Genomic DNA, 18156 nt, shown 5'->3' on the forward strand with positions numbered 1-18156 from the left:
AAAATAAAGTCAAAGTATGTCTCGACTCCGTTTCAACCAAAAAGTGGTTAAAGCTGCGCTCAAAATGACGTGTGTTCTTACATTCCTATCCAATCATGTTTAGTTAAACATATACCGAATCCCCAATTGGGCACTCCATGTATTGCTAATATTAATATTTTGCCGGAAGCTCTCTGTGGGAGGAGCATCGGACCCGGAAGCATTGTTTACAGTAAATGTGGCATTTCCGCTGCCATCCGCCCCGCGATACTGCATAAGGTTGCTCTGAACCGGAGACTGCGTTACCCCCCATTCGTTGTTGATCAGGTTGCCAACATTCAGGATATCGAACGTAACCTGAATTTTATGAACCCCGCGAAAGATGTTTACATCCTGTGCAACACGGAAATCGAACCGGTGCAGCCAGGGAAGTGTGGCTCCGTTTCGCTCAGTTACTTCGCCGCGATGATCGCTGAGGTACGGGTCTTGCTCAATAAACGCATTCAGATCATTCCATTGTTCCTGGGCTGTTCTAACAACATTCCCCTCACCATCCGTGATATCTACCAGTTGGGCGTCTTCAAAACTTTCGGGAACATACATCAGGCGAACCCCATTACCGTCACCAAAGTTGCCGGAATAGGTGTAGCTGTACCGTCCCTGATCGCCACCAATATATAACAGTGAAAACCGTGTCAGGTTATTTCGGCTGATGGTTCTCGTGTCGTACGAAATTTGTGCGATGATTCGGTTTGGCTGATCAAATCGTGAGAAACCTGTTTCGGGGTCGTTACGGTCTTTCTGAGCTACATTCGGCCAGAGCGACTGAGCCTGTGAACCGCCAATCAAACCATAGTCCCGAGATCGGCTGAGCGTATAGTTAATGCTTGTGAACAATCCGAACTCAAAGGTTTTCTCAAGCCCAACATTTACAGACGCATACGAACCCGAGTTGATGTTGGTGAGGTAGTACACCTCTCTCAACGGAGTTCCTTCAGCGCCGGGAAGCTGTTGTGTGTACAGCGGGTAGCTGTTTCCACCAACGTCCACAGTTTGACCTGTGGGCTGGTGAGCCAGGTTTACGGCCAGAGGACTATTGAAATCTTTGGAATACATCAACTCAAGAGTCCCGATAAATCCGTATGGCAATCTTTGGTCTACAGCCAGGTTCGACCTCCAGACTTGGGGAAGTTTGAAATCGTCAGCCGTAATGTTGATCTGGTTTGGAATTTCGGCATCCAATGTTGCAGGATCGGGCCGATAATAATCAACATCTGCCTGGAAACCATTCCACACCGGAGCGCCATTTGTACCCCAGGAATCAGAATAATATCCACGCTGACCGCGGGTTACACCATTGGCATTCACCTGGTTGGAGATCCATACGAATGGAAGACGTCCGGAGAAAATACCGGTACCGCCACGAAGCTGTGTACTTCTTTCTCCGCCACTTACGTCCCAGTTAAAACCAACTCTTGGCGACCACAACGGATTAATTGTTGGAAATTCACTCACATCCGGGTTGATGTTATCTCCGCCGGTTGGATTTGGAATCGACAGGTTCATTCCTTCAACGGCCGGGTTTCGGGGAGCATCCACCGGATAGAACGGAAGATCCACACGCAACCCTGCAGTCAGTTTCAAATCGGGATTTACCTGGTACTCATCCTGAATGTAGAAACCGATCTGTGCAAAATTCACCTCATCCAAAGGAAGGGTTGTAGGGTTGTCTACATCGTAAGTATAACCAATGGCAAAGTGAGACGGACGTACATTCGGATCCTGGTTAATGACGGATGCTACAAAATCATCGTACGACTCATACCTGTACCACGAATTCCACACCGGGTTGAAGGCATTGGCAAACGTCATATGCTCAAAATTCACACCGCCGGTAATGGTATTCTTGCCTGCAAAATAGGTTAGCGTATTGGATACGCTAAACGTGTTGTTGTCTAAAAGATTACCCACTGTAAAAAGCTCATTACCCATCGACATGTAGTACTGTAGTGAACCTGACTCGTCCGGTTCCATCACTTCAATCATCGGGAAGGTTTGGCCGCCCGGAATGCTTCGCTGCGGATCGGTAACCCATGTATAGCCAACATTAAAGCTGTTTGCCAGGTTGTCTGTAAGCGTAGAGTTTACTTCGCCGACAATTGAGGTAATAATGTTGTCAACAGCGTAGTTTCCATTTCTGAAGGTGATGGCTTCCGGGCCGTACCGGTTGGTGTTGAAATATCGGTCGGATGACGGAAATCCACGAATACTGTTCCCGTTAATGCTAACATCCTGAAAACTGTCGTACCGGTTAAACCGTACCATAGCCCGGTGGCTGCTGTTGATATTAAAATCAAGGCGGGCATTTAAACGGAGAGCCTCATTGGCAAACGGAATACTCTCAAACCCGCCGGTGCTATAACCGTATAATTGGTCCATTTGTTGTTGAACGAATTCAGCCTGCTCAAGAGGAACACGCGTAATTTGACGACCATCAGGCGATTCCCCCGGTCGCAACGCACGCCGGCTGTCACCGGGATTGTCAGCTTCCTGCTGTTCAACAGAAACAAAAAAGAAGAGCTTGTCTTTGATGATAGGCCCACCGGCAGATGCCCCGATAATTCGGGTATAGGAATCTTCAATGGTAATTTCGTTACTGCCAATTTTGGTGCCTACTAAATCCTGGTTTCTGTAATAACTGTAAATACTTCCTTTATAAGTATTACTTCCACTTTTTGTGATGGCGTTTACGTTTGCACCTGTAAATCCGCCCTGTCTCACATCATAAGGAGCAAGGTTGATCTGAACTTCCTCAATGGCATCCAGGCTGACCGGGTTGCCACCGGCAAACTGGTCGGATCCCAAACCGAAATTATTGTTATACACATTACCGTCAATCGTGTAATTGTTGAAACGATTATCACGGCCGGCAAAACTCGTTCCGCTGCTTTGCGGCGTAAGCTGGGTCAGGTCGTTAATGCTTCGGTTAATGGTCGGAACATTTATGATCCGGTCGGAAGTAACGTTTGTAGCCGCACCCGTTCTCTCCCGGTTAAAAACACGGTCACCAACTCCAACTATGACCAATTCTTCAAGTTCTACAGATTCAGAGCTCAGTGTGCCACGCTGATTGTACGTTTCACCCAAACTGAGGTAAACATTTTCAACCACGTAAGAGCGGAATCCCACATAGGTAAAGGTGATAGTATATGGACCACCTACACGCATATTTGAGATTCTGTATGATCCATCGGGACGGCTTGATGTTCCGTACGATGTACCCGAAGGAGTATGAACCGCAATGACGGATGCGCCGGGAAGAGTTTCTCCCGTATCATCTACAACAACACCCGTTAAAGAAGCAGTTGTCACCCCTTGTGCTTGTAGCTGCCCATGCCCGACAACTAATAGAATTATTCCTGCATACAGCAGGTGCATGTATCTATTTAACATTGTGTGATTATTAAAGATTAGCAGTTAGTAAAACAAGATGAGATGTGTTCCCTCTCAGGCGAAAACTATCTACAGAATGTTAAATAAATATTACTTGATAAAGAATATGCCGAATCTTTTTTTCGACTTTTTTTGATTAAGATTTTCAACCAAAAAGACGAATGTAAATTAAATATTTGTAATCACTTGTGGGCTTTGTGCTTACAAAAATAAGCCCTTAAAAAATTAGCGTATTCCTCGCGTGAATTGCCTTATTTCGTACCTGAATTCAGCCTTTTTAAAACTCTCGAAAATAAAAAAGGGAGACCAAAATGGCCTCCCTTTTGTAAATCGTTGGCTACAATAAGTTTAGAAATTATAGCGTACGGAGAATTGCATTTGCCATCTGGAAGTAAAGTCGCTGACTTCGAATTTGTTATCATCCAGTTGCTCCTCCGGATCGAATGAAATTACCGGTTTGCCAATGTCTGAGCTTGAAAGACCGTATTCCGGATTTTCATTAATAAAATCCTGGTCAACATATTGTTGGAAGTAGATTGCCTGGTGATTGTTGTAGCTCACACCTTTTCTTACTCCCCACTCTGAGTTCAGCAGGTTGAGGGCATTAATGACACTTGCGCTCAATTCGATTGACTGACCACCGAAGGTTTCAATTTCCTGAGTTACTTTGAAGTCCAGGTAATTTGTCCAATCTTCACGGGCAGTATTACGTTCTACATGGCCTCCACGAGCATCTGAAAGTGAGCTTTCACTTTCAATCCATGCATCGAACTCATTCCAGTTATCACTGGCTAAAACAACTTCACCAGCAGATGCAGGAACATAAATCAGGTCGTTATCATACTGACCATCGCCGTTTGCATCTCCGCTGTAGATCCAGCTGTATGGAGTTCCTGATCGGCCATCATAAATAACCGATATAGTTGTCGCGAATCGATTTGCGTACGCAGCACGGTAAGAAAGAACACCAAGAATGCGGTGTCTTCTTTCGAAATCCGCAGTTCCTAATTCAGGAGCATTCACATCAACATTTTCGTTGTATACCCAGTTAGACCGGGCCTGGCTTGAGGTACCGTTATTTACATTTTTAGCTCGGTTCCAGGTATAGGCTGCTTTCGCATAAAGGCCCGAATCGAATCGTTTTTCAAGTTCACCAGTAATACTGTACTGATATCCTTTGTCGGTATTGCTTAGCAGAATGGCATCTGTGAAGTTAGCATCACGACGTGATGGATAACCAGACGCATTTCCATAGCGCTCGGTAAAAACAATATCCCCATAAATCGGACGGCCATACATTGAAGTGCCTTCTTGATTCAGATTAATATTAGAAAAAGCAACATCATTGATAGCGCTTGAATAAACACCTTCAAGAGTTGCAACAACACCCCACGGAAGTTCCTGATCTACAGCCAGGTTGACTTTCAAAGATTGAGGGTATTTAAAATCTTCATCAATAAGGTTTACCTCAGTAGTGTTGATCGGCTCTAATGCCGGGTGATCACCTGGGCGAGGCTGGTTGTCTGGGTCAGGAGAAAACAAGCCATCAAATCCACCCGAAACGTCCACTCGACCGTAATCTACACCTGTATTGCTGTATTGGTTGGAAATCCAAACGAACGGAGGAGTACCTGAAAAGATACCAACACCACCACGAATCTGTGTGGTTTTTGCACCGCCGCTTGCATCCCAGTTAAACCCTAACCGTGGAGACCAGAGTAGATTTCCTGACGCCACATTTGTTGTAGAATATCCCGGGAATGCAGATGGAACAAGTGGGTTATTGTTGGGAGTATCAGGCAAAATGGGAACATCTACTCTCAACCCGTATGTCACTTTCAGATCATTTGTTACAGACCATTTATCCTGCACATAGAGACCAAACTGCATGCCGGTAAAGTTGGCGGTTGGATTTCCATCTTCAAGCAGATAACTAAGTTCATAATCATAAGGAGAGCCACTTGCCAAATCTTCAATACTGCGGAATGTATAGGCACCAAATGCATTTCTCGCAAAAAGATTATCAAATGCAAAGATCTGATTACTTGTACCCAGCGTAAACTCATGTTCACCTGAGATGTAGGTAAAGTTATTGGTAATCTCAATGAGATCCTGGTCCAGACTGTTTGCCTGAGAATACTGCTCAACACCAGCGTTAATAGTACCAAAGCCACTTCTGTCGCTATCGTAAGGAATACTTACCGTTACACTTGGAAAACGCTGGGAAGGAACATCCCTTGAATCACGAATCCGAGTGTAAACCACACGAGCTTCGTTATATGCATTATTGCTGAGTGTACTTGTAAGTTCCGCAACAATGGAGTTTTGAGAACTGTTGAAGTCGTATTGGCGGTTACTGAATGTAAATGAACTTGTTCCACGGCTAATCCCTCGATTCGCAATAGCATCCACATAGTTGTAACGAAGGCTCAGCTTGTTACTTTGATTGATGTTCCAATCAAGTTTTGCAAGAAGCTTGTTGTTGTTGGTGTCGGTATCCAACGGAGAGCTATATCCCCCAGGATCATAACCATATTGATTCTGTAAAATACTGGAAATCTCATCAAAGGTAGAGCTCTCAAAATCAACTTCGTTTGGAGCACCACTATTTAAAATACCGCCTGTAATCGGGCTGGTTTCTCTTTTAAACTCTCCGTTTACAAAGAAGAACAGTTTGTCTTTAACAATGGGGCCGCCAATATTTAAACCGATATATCTTTCAGTAAAATCAGGATAATCATCTGAAGACTCTCCATCTATCTCAAAATTACCAATCAGGTTCTGATTTCGGGTTTGAAAATAAACGGAGCCTGTATAATCATTTGTTCCGCTTTTGGTAATTGCATTAATCTGGCCTCCTGTAAACCCACTATTTGTTACATCAAAAGGAGCGATATCCACATTAAATTCAGCAATGGCATCAATACTTAATGGAGAACCCACCCCTGCCTGAGATCCGGGAGTTGCATCACCAAGACCGAAGACATCATTTAAGGTAGCGCCGTCTACCAGAATATTGTTATAACGGTCATTTGCTCCACCAAAGCTGTTCCCGCCGGTTACCTGAGGTGTCAATCGCGTAAAATCGCCTAAAGAGCGTGCAACGCTCGGTGTACGTGCAATATCTTCACTTGAAATATTTGTGCTGGCACCTGTTCGGTCGGAGTTAAAAATCTGATCCGGTACAGCAACTACAGAAATTTGTCCCAATTCAAGAGAACCCTCTTCCAGTTGAAAGTTAAGGGAAATCCTCTCTCCAAGTTCGATATTGCTAACCTCTTTAATTTGTGGATTGAATCCAATGAAAGTAACTCTTACTTCGTATGGACCTCCAACACGAACGTTTCTGATGGTATAACCACCGTCAACACGGCTTGATGTACCATACTCACTGCCGGTTGGAAGATGGACGGCAATAATATTTGCCCCCGGCAAACCTTCACCGGTCTCGTCCGTAATCGTACCCTCAATAGATCCTGAAGTCGTTCCCTGTGCAAGTAGCGTCAAAGGGAGTAACAACATCAGGGATATAATCAATAGTATTTGACGTGTCATAGAGTATTTTTTTAGCTTAGATTTTATATGTTTTCATACTAAAATCAGTATAGGAAACATATGTTAACGAGCTGTTAACAGCGTTTAAAAAATAGTGATTTTTTTGATGGATTTGAATTTTTGGAGACAGGAATCTCAAAAGAAAATATGAAAGCGGTTTTAATTTTTAGCACACAATTGACAAGTCCTTTTAAGAACAAAAAAATGATCGATTTTAAGCATGATTTCCTGTACGGATAAACGTATTATAAACACGTACTAACGTTGATTGATCGGCGCCTATGTAGTACAGAAAAACAATAAGAGTAAACACCAGCTGTAACCGAATTTCGCCGTTTCGTTTGTATCGTCTGGCTGAGGTTTCCACCGACTCATTCAACACTCTGAATTTCCCTCTCTTCTTTAGCTCTCTTACGATCTTTTGATCCTCCATTACAATCAACGTTTCGTCAAATCCTCCAACCTTCTGAAAGAGCTCTTTTTTAACGAATAAACTTTGGTCGCCAAACCGGAAAAGCGTGATTGAAAAACGGGTAAACCAACCGTACAATCTCAGGGCCGGATGAGAATCATCGAACGAGAGCCGAAAACAGCCGCTCGTATATCCTCTCTTAATTGCCTTATTAATATAAACTGTAAATTCCGGTGGGGGAGTGGTATCCGCATGAAGAAAATAGAGCAGTGATCCTGTCGCCGCACCGGCACCTTCGTTCATCTGTGCGGCACGCCCCCTTCGATTGCAACGGACAATTTTTACGTCGTTCTTTTTAGCAACCTCAATCGTTTGGTCCGTACTGCCACCATCGGCAATAATGATCTCAAGAACAAAATTCCCGGAATTTTTTTCCAGATAACTGAGAAGATCATCCAGGCGTTCTTCTTCATTAAATGTAGGAATGATGATACTGAAATCAGGCTCATTCATCAAAATTGCTGTTTCGTAAATCTTCTTCTGTATCGATATCGTTCAGAGTGGGAAGTGCACTGTAGCTCAGGCTTTTATCCCGTAAAATCCTGATCGTTTCAGGATATACGCTTTCCGTACTCCATGGAATATTATCAAAAATTTGGGGAATGAATTTCTTTGAACCAATCAGATAATAACCGCCGTCTTCAGACGGACCGATCACCACCTCTTGTTGATCCAACCGGGCATATGCACTTTCAATAATTTCTGTAGTAATTCCGGGGCAATCACTCCCAATAATCAAGATCTTCTCAAATCCATCCTTAAATCCTTGTCTGAAAGCGGTGGCCATTCGCTCCCCCAGATTTCTACCTTTCTGTACTTTTTTCTCGAATGCCGGGCCTCCCAAACCATCTTCTTCATCCACAAAAGAAGAGTACCAAATCTGCTTTCTCGCTTCAACCTGCCTGGCTACTTCAAGAGTGTAATCTATCAGTTTTAAATAGGTTTGATAGGCTTTTTCATTTCCCACAGTTTTGGCAAGACGGGTTTTTACAGTGCCCTTCTCAGGATTTTTTATAAAGATGAGTAGAAGTTTTTTATCCTTCACAATACAATGATTTTCATTGATTAATTTCCTTAACGGCATTTTCAACAATTATAAAATGATAGCCCAATTATTAAACAAAAGTGAAACTTTTAAATGCTTAATCTGTTAAAATAAAGCTGGCAAACTTATAATAGAGCATCAACAATTATCCATGCGAAACACAAATTTTCTAAAAACGGTTTTTCTTTCAGGCTTACTCTTTGTGGCGGCGTCTTTTATCCACACGGTACAGGCCCAACACGCGCCGGGTAAAACCGAATTGGGGGTTGTTTTGGGAGAACCGACGGGAGTCAGCTTGCAGCTTTGGCAATCGGGTACTACAGCAATTGACGGAGCATTGGCATGGTCTTTCGGAAAACATGATAAGATTCATATACATGCCGATTATCTGATTCATAATCCCCTGGAGGTAGATCGAGGCTCCTTAACATTTTACTATGGAATTGGCGCGCGGGCCATTTTAACCGACGAAGCACGGTTTGGCGCCAGAATACCGGTAGGACTGCAATATATAATTCCCGACAGCCGTATTTCACTGTTCTTTGAAGTAGCCCCGATTTTTGATCTTATTCCCGCCACAGACTTTGATGTGAATGGAGGAATTGGCGTGCGGTACTTTTTATAGCTTATTGATGGCTGGTTGCCAGTTGTTCGTTGTAAACTGTTAAATCAACTAACAATTAGCCACAAAGCAACCTATTCTGCCCCTCGCTTAATCTTGTCGATCTCGATTTCCAAATCCTGCAGTTTGTCTTCTTTATCAGCAATATCGCTTTCTGCCTTGTCGATTCTCTCTTTCACATCATCAAGAAGAGAACTTCCACTGCTGCTGGGTTTGAAATAACTGAGTGATTCTTTCATCTGAATGAGCTCATTGCTCAACTTGTTGATCTGCTTTCTAAGCTTATCCGCTTCTTTTTGTTTGTTGCGGATGTCGGCAATATCATCCGTAGAAAAATTGTCGATATTTTCTTTGCCAACAACTTGCGCAGCAGATTTTGCAGCACGGAATCGGTCGTAAATTACATCGCAGGTTTCGCGATACTCTTTCCACATCCTGTTTTTATGTTTGATGGGAACGTAGCCTGCTTTCTTAAACTCTTCCTGAAGCGGCTTCGCCTGGTTGACAGCCTCAATCGGATTGTCGTGGGTCGTTAAAGCCTTCAGTTGATCCAGAATATCTTCTTTCTCTTTGAGATTATCTTTTCGCTCTTCTTTCACCTCTTTAAAGAAATCTCGGCGCCGGTCGTAAAAATGATCCATGGCTCCTTTGAATTTCTTCCAGATTTTACTGGATTTCTTTCTTGGAACGGGACCAATCTTTTTCCACTGATCCATCAGTTTCTGGTACTCGTTATGGATATTTTCCCAATCTTCCGAGTCCTGAATTTCTTCGGCTTTTTCAATCAGTTTCAGCTTCTGCTGGTAATTTTGATCTTCCTGCTTTCGAAGAACTTCAATATTATCGCTCTTCTTATCGTTAAATGCATCGGTGGCTGCCTTAAAACGATCCCACAACTCATTCTCATCTTTTTGTGGGAGGTTCCCAACTTTTTTCCACTGACGGTGAAGTTTGTTTACCTGGCGTGCCGCTTTGGCAATGTTATCTGTATCAACCAGCGCTTCGGCTTCGTCAATGAGCTTTTTCTTCTTGGAGAGAAATTTTTCAATGTCTTTGCGGTACTTTTTATCGTACTTAAACCGCATGGAATGAAACGTGTCCTGCGCCTCGTGAAAACGATCCCAGATATCCTGATTCTTTTCAGCCGGAACACGACCGATCCGGCGGAACTGCTTGGTAAAGTCGGCGAACTTTTTGTCAAGCTCTTTCCAGTCAGACTTTTCGTCTACTGTTTTCAGAAATTTCTCCATCTTTTCGAGAATCACCAGCTTGCCGGTCAGGTTGTCTTCTTCCTGTTGCTTTTTCTTCACCAACCGGTCAACCTTATGCTCATCAAACGTAGAAATATAGCCATTATACGCCTTTTCGAGCTTCTCCTGTTCATCCGCAGGAATGGGTTTTATGGAATCCCACTTACCTTTGATTTTTCCTACTTCGCGTGTGTGAGTCCACTTTTCTTCATCAACAATCTCTTTTAATTGCTGAAGCAGCTCTTTTTTCTTTTCAAGGTTTTGCTGACGAATTCTGCGCTGTTCTTCGTAATGAGTTTTTTTCTTCTCTTCAAACTGTTCTCTGAGCTCGTCAATTTTCTTGCGATACGGTTTGATATCAACCTCTTCGGGATCCGGCCCCTCTCCCCACTGCGTATCAATATTATCAAACTCCATGGAAGCGTAGGCCCAATCGCTCATTTCAGAGAGAGTCTTTGCTTTCTCAGCTAACTCTTTATAATAATTTTCTGTGGTTTGTTCCTCTTCTGACTCTTCCTCCTCAACAGCTTCTTCAGATTTCACATCTTCTTCCTGGGATTCAGAAACAGGTTCTTCTTTCGCTTCCTCTGTCTTGTTTTCTTCCTCTTCGGTTTCGTCTTCTGCGGCCGCATCTTCTTCGGGTTCTTCCTCAGCCGATTCTTCTGTTTCCGTTTCGGCTTCAACCGTGGCTTCTTCCGGCGACTCTTCGTTTAATTCGTCCTCCGCAGCTTCGGAAACCTCTTCTTTCTCTACGGATTCAGTTTCCTCTTCTTCTACCGCCTTCTGAACGGATTCTTTTAAATCCGAAAACTTCTGTTCTGCTTCGCTAATCATTTTTTCAAAATCTCCTATGGCCTCTGCTTCGGCCGCATCTTTTTTGAGGGCCTCGAGTTTTTCTTTTAACTCGTTGAGCTGTTCTTCAGTTTGAGCATCTGTTTCTTCGAAAAGTGATTCAAATTTCTCCCGAACGGAAGAAAAAGACTCTTGCAATTTTTCGATTTGCTGTTCTACGGTATCGGGGTCAACTTTGGCAAGGACTCTCTTGTCAAAAAATTTATTCTTTTTGAGATAAACTTCACCCTCATCAGTTACATAAGCGAAATTGTTTTCAAAAAGATAATCACTTTCAGTGTTATTTGATTTCGTTTCAGTCAAAACAGGATACTACGTTTGGTTGCGAAATTACGGCCCGAAGCCTTCTTGTAAGCTTTGAAGTTTAACGAAGATTCAAACTCGAAGCAAGATTTACCCCATATTCTTTAAAATTATAAACCTGTACATCGGTTGGCATTCCATCTCAACCAAAATTTCACTTTTATTTTTTTACCATTCCATAAAAAAAGCCCTGTGGCTGCAGGGCTTTTTGTTGATAAAAAATACTTTTTATTCGTCTCCATCTTTAATAATGTGCACATCCGATTGTGGATATGGAATATTAAGGCCTTCCTTGTCAAAGGTTTTATAAACCTCCTCATTCAGGCGAAAGAAAACTCCCCAATAATCTGAAGCATTTACCCATGCGCGGACAGCAAAATTTACCGAACTGTCTGCTAATTCTTTAACAGCTATGAATGGTTCAGGATCGTTTAATATTCGATCATCTCCATCCAATAATCTTCTGATCACTTCATAGGCTTTATCTACATCATCTCCATAGCCAATGCCAATCGTCCAGTCCACCCGCCGTCTTGGTTCGGTAGAATAATTTGTTAAAGAATTTGTAGATAGTGGCCCGTTAGGAATTAAAATTGTTTTGTTATCGGGTGTTTTGAGAATCGTCATAAAAATCTGAATCTCGTTAACAGTTCCTGAATGTCCCTGGGCTTCGATAAAATCTCCTTTTTTAAATGGTTTGAAGAGAAGTATCATCACCCCGCCGGCAAAGTTCTGAAGAGTTCCGGATAATGCCATACCAATCGCTAAACCGGCGGCTGCAAGAATTGCAACAAAAGAGGTCATCTCTACACCCAGCATGCCAAGCGCAGTGATATACACCATAATCTTCAACAATACCGATATAATACTCGCCAGAAATCCTTTAAGGGTTTCGTCTGTATTGCTTTTGTCCAGGCCTTTCTTAACAGCATTAACAAGTATTTTTACAATCCATAAACCAATTACAAGTGTTAGAATTGCAAATACTAATTTTGGGCCATATACATACACAATCCCGGTAAAATCTATATCGGCGGCTGATTCCATAGTCGTTTCTTCTTTTTTGATTAGTTAGTAGTTAGTGGTAGAAAAAAAAATAATCCGAAGCCGTAAAAACTAATAACAGCTTCGGATTAAAAAAGTGTTTTTTAATATTTACTCCAAATGGCTGCGTAACATCCAAGCGGTTTTGGAATGTACATTAAGCCGTTGGGTCAGCAAGTCTAACGTGGCTTCATCACCGGCATCGTCGCAAACAGGTACAACCTGGCGGGCTGTTCTTAAAACAGCTTCGTTATCGAGAGCCAGCTGCCGAACCATTTCCATTCCTTTGATGGAGTGATCCGTATCCTCCTCAATGCTCGTCAGTTCTTTAAATTCAAGAAATGACCCCGGAGAGCGATATCCCAGTGAACGAATTCGTTCTGCAATTTCATCTACGGCTTCGGCCAGCTCAGTATATTGTTCTTCGAACTGTTCATGAAGAGAATGAAAATGTGCACCGGTTACATTCCAGTGGTAATTGTGTGTCTTCAAATACAACATGTAGGTATCTGCCAATACTTTAGACAAACCATCGGCTATTTTCTTTCTCTGCTCTTTTGGGATTCCAATATTTACGTCCATTTTATCAATCTTGTTTTCGTCTAAAACTGTAGTACTCATTTTTTCTCCTTTATCATTTGTAAATAACTATAAAAAATACAAATCGAAGGAATATTTCATTCCCCAGACATGCTTTCTAAGAGTACTAGGAAATATAAGAAAAGATGGGCAAAGAAAGAGTTTCTCTACCCTGATCCGGGTAGAGAAGAAAGAAAAATTACTCGTAAGATTTTATTGCTTCATCCAGGGTTTTGTAGTGCTTGAACACGGTAATAAGCTTGGTTACCACAAGAAGACTTTCGATTTTGTTGTCGGCTCTGCAAATGCGAAGATCTCCATCGGCTTTTTTCATTGTGGTTAAGCCGCCAATCAACATTCCCAAACCTGAAGAATTCATAAATTTCACTTTCCCCAGATCAACAATCACGTTTATTTTGCCTTCATCCACAAGCGAATGCAAGAGGTCGCTGAATTCTTCTGTACTTGGCCCGCCCATTACGTTGCCTTTCAATTCTATAATCGCGCAACCGTACTTTTCGCTTACATTTGTCTTCATTTTTAAACCTCTGTTAAATTACGTTTTAAGATGCTTGGTCGGTCAAAGATAATTTATATAAATAATATTTAAAATAATTTTGAATTAATTGGCTTTCTTTTAGCTTTGAAAACAACTTGATTGGATTTTTAGTTTTTTAAATAGTTAATGATTTCAAAAGTATTTTCGGTTCAACAAAAAAATTGGATCCTAAATAGTCTTATTTGAGCTTTTGTTGCTGCTTTTCGGGCATATAAATATGTGAGTAAACGTTTTTTCAATAACTGAAAAAAATCTGTGCAAGCTTTTCCTGTCAGATTTAACAGAGAAGGGGTAAAACGACAGGTAAATTTTCGGGATGTGGGGATGGGGCAGTATTCTTTTCTCGGCGTTCTAAATTCTCTTTCAACAATAAATTTCGTTATTCCTGAACACACTATGGATTGCAAAATGGCCCGCCCGATTGTTACTACCATTCTATTCTTACTTCTTCAACCCGGGGGGTTATTGGGTCAAAGTGCCTCCTTCCAGTTTAAACATTTAACCCCGGCAGACGGCCTCGCTTCCACCACGGTTGTAGATATTACCCAGGATGCGTACGGTTTTATGTGGATAGGATCTCAAGATGGAATCAGCCGGTTTGATGGTGAATCTTTTAAACATTTCCGCCCCAACCCCGGCGATTCACTTTCTATTTCCAGCCTCGATGCACAATACCTCGTAGCTGATCGCAATGGGGGCATTTGGATTACGATTACCGATTTAGGACTGGATTATTACGATCCTGAAATCAACGGATTTCGGAAATATCGTACCAAAGACGGCCTGCCGGCAGGTCAGCGCTTCACAGAAGTAAGTGTAGATGGAGAAGGTGTGGTTTGGGCTGCTACAGATAGTTCCGTGTATCGCCTGGATGCCGAAACCGACCGTTTTCAACGCGAAGAGGCTCAATCCAGAATCGGCAGCATTTATCGCCTGAAGGCTCACGATAACGGCGAGCTGATCTATTTCCACCAGGCACCCACCGGCGAGCTTTATATTGGTCGCAGAAGTGAAACCGGCGAATATACCTACGAGCCGATGGGACGTCGCCTGAACCCGGGGGGCAACCATCCTTACAGAATGCATCTTTTTTCGGATACGGAGGGAACCGAATGGCTGGTCAACCAAAATCATGTGGCTAAGAAAACTGGTGAGGCAGAAGATTGGGAAATCATTAGCGTGCGGAATCGGGCATGTCTTGATAATCTAAGGGAAGCTCTTTTTGATAAAGATGGACTTCTTTGGGTAAAAAATACGGATGTTCTCTGTCGCATCGATCTTGACTCCGGGGAAGCAGATAGTTTCCGACACAACCCGGAGGACCCGACATCCATCCTGCCGGTTCGATCCGGTGAAGACAGCCGAATGTACATCGACCGACAGGGCATTCTTTGGGTCGCACGCTATGCTTCCGGTATCAGCCGAATCGATCTCTACGGAGGTGGTTTCAGGCTCTATAACATTTTCAACCAGCTTCCATCAAATGATGTGATTTCTGTAATGGAAGCAAGAGATGGTACATTTTGGGTGGGAACCCGGATGCTTGGCAACAGCCTACTTCGCCTCAATCAAAATGGAAACGTCATTGCCCGGTATGGAACCAACTATTTTGATGCGCCCCGTAACCGGTCTGTGGCTACCCAGCTAAGCCATCCCCATGTGCTTGCACTCGCCGAATCGCGGGACGGATCTATCTGGGCCGGCACTGGAAGTAGCACCACTATTTTTGGAGGATTGAACCGAATCCGTCCGGGTAGTTCTTCCATCACGCGCTTTAAACATGATGACGAAGATCCCTCATCTATCCCAAACAATAATATTCAGTCATTAGCTGTAGACGGCAGCGACCGTGTATGGTTTTTATCCTCAAGCAGGCAAATCCACTGGATGAATCCAAGAAACGAACGAATCCAGGAAGTGGAGTTACCTCAAACACAAACTGTTAATAAAAACAGAACCCAGTTTCTTTACACAGACTCTGTAGGGAACCTCTGGATCTTTAAGTCCGGAAGAAAAAATCCATTCTACCTTGATCATGAAACGATGGAAATCACTCCGGTAGAACTGGTTTTGGAAGACGGAACACCCGTTATTGATCTGATTGGTGAATACAGGTCCATTCATGAAGCAGATTCCACAACATACTGGATTGGAACCAACTCGGGTTTTGGCAAATTTGATCCCTCTACGGGAATTGTTTCTTCTTGGTATAATGAAACGAATTTAGAGTTACCTGCCAGTGAAATATCTGCCATTCAATCAGACACAGAAGGAAACATCTGGCTTTCCACGATTAACGGTATCGTGAAATTTAACCCGATAACCGAAGTGACCACAGACTTTGGTTATGATCACGGGCTCCAGGGGAATATTTTCAACTCTACAGTGAGTGATTTGGGATCAAACGGATTGATATACTTTGGCGGTGCCGGCGGTTTAAATGTTTTCGACCCAGAGAGCATCCGGCCCAATCCATTCCCACCTGATCTTGTCTTCAGCGATCTTTACCTAGATGGAAGCATTGTTGAACCAGCTATGGGGATGGCCATCGACAAACCTCTTTTAACGGCACAACAAATTACCATTCCACCTTCTGTAACAACGATAACCATTGAATTTTCCGCGCTCCATTTTGCCAGTCCGAACAGAAATCAGTACCGATACAGACTGGAAGGATTCGATACGGACTGGAGAAATGGAGGAACCATCAGCAGCGCCACATACACAAATCTCCCTCCGGGCGAATACAACTTCAGGCTAATGGCCAGTAACCGCGATGGAGTTTGGAGCAATGGGGATGACCAGATCAAAATTCTTCGGGTACTGCCTCCCTGGTACCGAACATGGTTTGCCTATGGCGTTTATTTTATTCTCTTTGCCGGAATGATGTTTATTGCAGACCGGGCACAACGGCGCCGGCTCACTCAAAAAGAACGGGAACGAACCCGTGAGCGGGAACTCCAGCATGCCAAAGAGATCGAAAAAGCGTACCGCGATCTTGAAAAAACCCACGCCAAACTTGAAACAGCCCACGAAAATCTCAAGGTTGCACAAGACCAACTTGTGCAACAGGAAAAACTGGCATCACTGGGACAATTGACCGCAGGGATTGCTCACGAAATTAAAAATCCGTTGAATTTTGTCAATAACTTTTCTGAAATAAGCCTCGAAATGGTAGAGGAGGCCAAAGAAGAAGTGTCGAAACTCCAGGAAAAAAGTGAAGCCAGGGAAGAACTTGAGTTTATTTTAAATGATATAGAAGGCAGCCTTGGAAAAATAAACGAACATGGAAAACGGGCTGACAGTATTGTTCAATCCATGTTGATGCACAGCCGTAGCGGCAGCAGCAAAATGGAACCGACCGACCTGAATAAACTTGTGAAAGAAGCCGCAAACCTTTCTTTCCATGGAATGAAGGCCACCGACAACTCCATTAATGTTGATCTCAATTTTGAGCTCAGCGATAATGTTGGGGAAATTCCGATAATTGCAGAAGATTTCAGCCGGGTGATCCTGAACATCTGCAACAATGCCTTCGATGCCATGCAAGACAAAGTAACCAGCCTTGATGGTAAAGAGAAGGAGGAATACCTGCCAAAACTTACCATTCGAACGGTTAAAAAAGGCGGAAAAGTAACCATCGACATCGAAGATAACGGACCGGGGATTCCAAAAGACATTAAAGCAAAAATTCTGCAACCATTCTTTACGACTAAGAAAGGCACTCAAGGCACCGGACTGGGTTTATCCATCACAAATGATATTGTGAAGGCTCATGGCGGCCAGATTAATATCGAATCCGAACCCGGTTCCACTTGTTTTATAATCACACTTTCAAAGTAATTTTGAATTGAAAGTCATCCGGCCGGGCCAGTCTTTTCAGCAAATATTATTTGAATCTTTCTAACTATTTTAAGAAACGCTTCTCTCTGCACTGCTGTTAGTCATCAATAAAAGGAAAACTATGAATTGGAAAAAAGTTATTGAGTTTGCCGAAGCAGGAAATCCGGAGCCCCCGCGCAGAGTGGAAAAAACGGAGGAAGAATGGCGAGAAAAACTGACGGAGCATCAATTCCGGATTACTCGAAAGCATGGCACAGAGCAACCTTTTTCTGGGGAATACTGCGAAGCTCATGAACCGGGATTGTATGCCTGTGTTTGCTGTGGCACCCATCTTTTTGATTCCACTGGAAAATTTGAGTCCAGATCTGGTTGGCCCAGTTTTACTGAGCCCGTGAATGAAAATGCAGTACAATACAAGGCGGATCGTTCACACGGAATGCATCGTATTGAAATTCTATGTAATGTGTGTGATGCTCACCTCGGCCACGTTTTTCCCGATGGCCCTGAGCCGACCGGATTACGATATTGTGTAAATTCCGCATCTTTGGAGTTAGTGAAATCTGCTGAAGAAGCATAGTGTTCTAAAGGAACATTTGAAGA

General features: G+C 43.1%; 11 protein-coding genes. 3 read left to right on the forward strand and 8 right to left on the reverse strand.

The features are described from left to right. Nucleotides 1-99: 99 nt before the first annotated feature. The 4 genes from L0B18_RS02280 to L0B18_RS02295 all read right to left on the reverse strand — a co-directional run bounded on the left by L0B18_RS02280 (nucleotide 100) and on the right by L0B18_RS02295 (nucleotide 8504). Nucleotides 100-3432, reverse strand: coding sequence for a TonB-dependent receptor (locus L0B18_RS02280; protein WP_234567529.1), 3333 nt, complete (start codon nucleotides 3430-3432; stop codon nucleotides 100-102). Nucleotides 3433-3780: 348 nt separating this feature from the next. After that, nucleotides 3781-6987: a TonB-dependent receptor gene (locus tag L0B18_RS02285; RefSeq protein WP_234567530.1), complete on the reverse strand. Its 3207-nt coding sequence runs from the start codon at nucleotides 6985-6987 to the stop codon at nucleotides 3781-3783. A 214-nt stretch (nucleotides 6988-7201) separates the two neighbouring features. Then, entirely contained in the window at nucleotides 7202-7912 is a 711-nt protein-coding gene (locus L0B18_RS02290) for a TIGR04283 family arsenosugar biosynthesis glycosyltransferase (RefSeq protein WP_234567531.1), read from the reverse strand. After that, a complete protein-coding gene (locus L0B18_RS02295; RefSeq protein ID WP_234567532.1) occupies nucleotides 7905-8504 on the reverse strand; it encodes a TIGR04282 family arsenosugar biosynthesis glycosyltransferase in 600 nt (199 codons plus the stop codon). Before L0B18_RS02295 ends, L0B18_RS02290 begins: the two co-directional genes overlap by 8 nt. Before the next feature lie 151 nt (nucleotides 8505-8655). On the opposite strand from L0B18_RS02295, the gene L0B18_RS02300 reads away from it, so the two are divergent. Next, on the forward strand, nucleotides 8656-9129 hold the full coding sequence (locus tag L0B18_RS02300; RefSeq protein ID WP_234567533.1) for a hypothetical protein: 474 nt from the start codon (nucleotides 8656-8658) through the stop codon (nucleotides 9127-9129). Nucleotides 9130-9200: 71 nt separating this feature from the next. Here the strand turns inward: L0B18_RS02300 and L0B18_RS02305 are convergent, their stop codons facing one another. From L0B18_RS02305 to L0B18_RS02320, 4 genes are all read right to left on the reverse strand, one after another. Further along, nucleotides 9201-11531 (reverse strand): DUF349 domain-containing protein, encoded by a 2331-nt coding sequence (locus tag L0B18_RS02305; protein ID WP_234567534.1) that lies wholly within the window; start codon nucleotides 11529-11531, stop codon nucleotides 9201-9203. Between the two features lie 228 nt (nucleotides 11532-11759). Continuing rightward, complete coding sequence (locus L0B18_RS02310; protein WP_234567535.1) at nucleotides 11760-12578, reverse strand: mechanosensitive ion channel family protein; 819 nt, start codon at nucleotides 12576-12578, stop codon at nucleotides 11760-11762. Nucleotides 12579-12686: 108 nt separating this feature from the next. Further along, entirely contained in the window at nucleotides 12687-13196 is a 510-nt protein-coding gene (locus L0B18_RS02315; RefSeq protein ID WP_304621992.1) for a Dps family protein, read from the reverse strand. A 157-nt stretch (nucleotides 13197-13353) separates the two neighbouring features. Then, nucleotides 13354-13692: an STAS domain-containing protein gene (locus L0B18_RS02320; protein ID WP_234567537.1), complete on the reverse strand. Its 339-nt coding sequence runs from the start codon at nucleotides 13690-13692 to the stop codon at nucleotides 13354-13356. 276 nt (nucleotides 13693-13968) lie between these two features. Between L0B18_RS02320 and L0B18_RS02325 the strand changes: the two genes are divergently transcribed. Both L0B18_RS02325 and msrB read left to right on the forward strand, forming a co-directional pair. Beyond that, nucleotides 13969-17556, forward strand: coding sequence for a sensor histidine kinase (locus tag L0B18_RS02325; RefSeq protein WP_234567538.1), 3588 nt, complete (start codon nucleotides 13969-13971; stop codon nucleotides 17554-17556). 121 nt (nucleotides 17557-17677) lie between these two features. After that, nucleotides 17678-18133: a peptide-methionine (R)-S-oxide reductase MsrB gene (msrB, locus tag L0B18_RS02330; protein ID WP_234567539.1), complete on the forward strand. Its 456-nt coding sequence runs from the start codon at nucleotides 17678-17680 to the stop codon at nucleotides 18131-18133. Nucleotides 18134-18156 lie beyond the last annotated feature (23 nt).

This window comes from Rhodohalobacter sp. 614A (assembly GCF_021462415.1).
Classification (GTDB): Bacteria; Bacteroidota; Rhodothermia; order Balneolales; family Balneolaceae; genus Rhodohalobacter.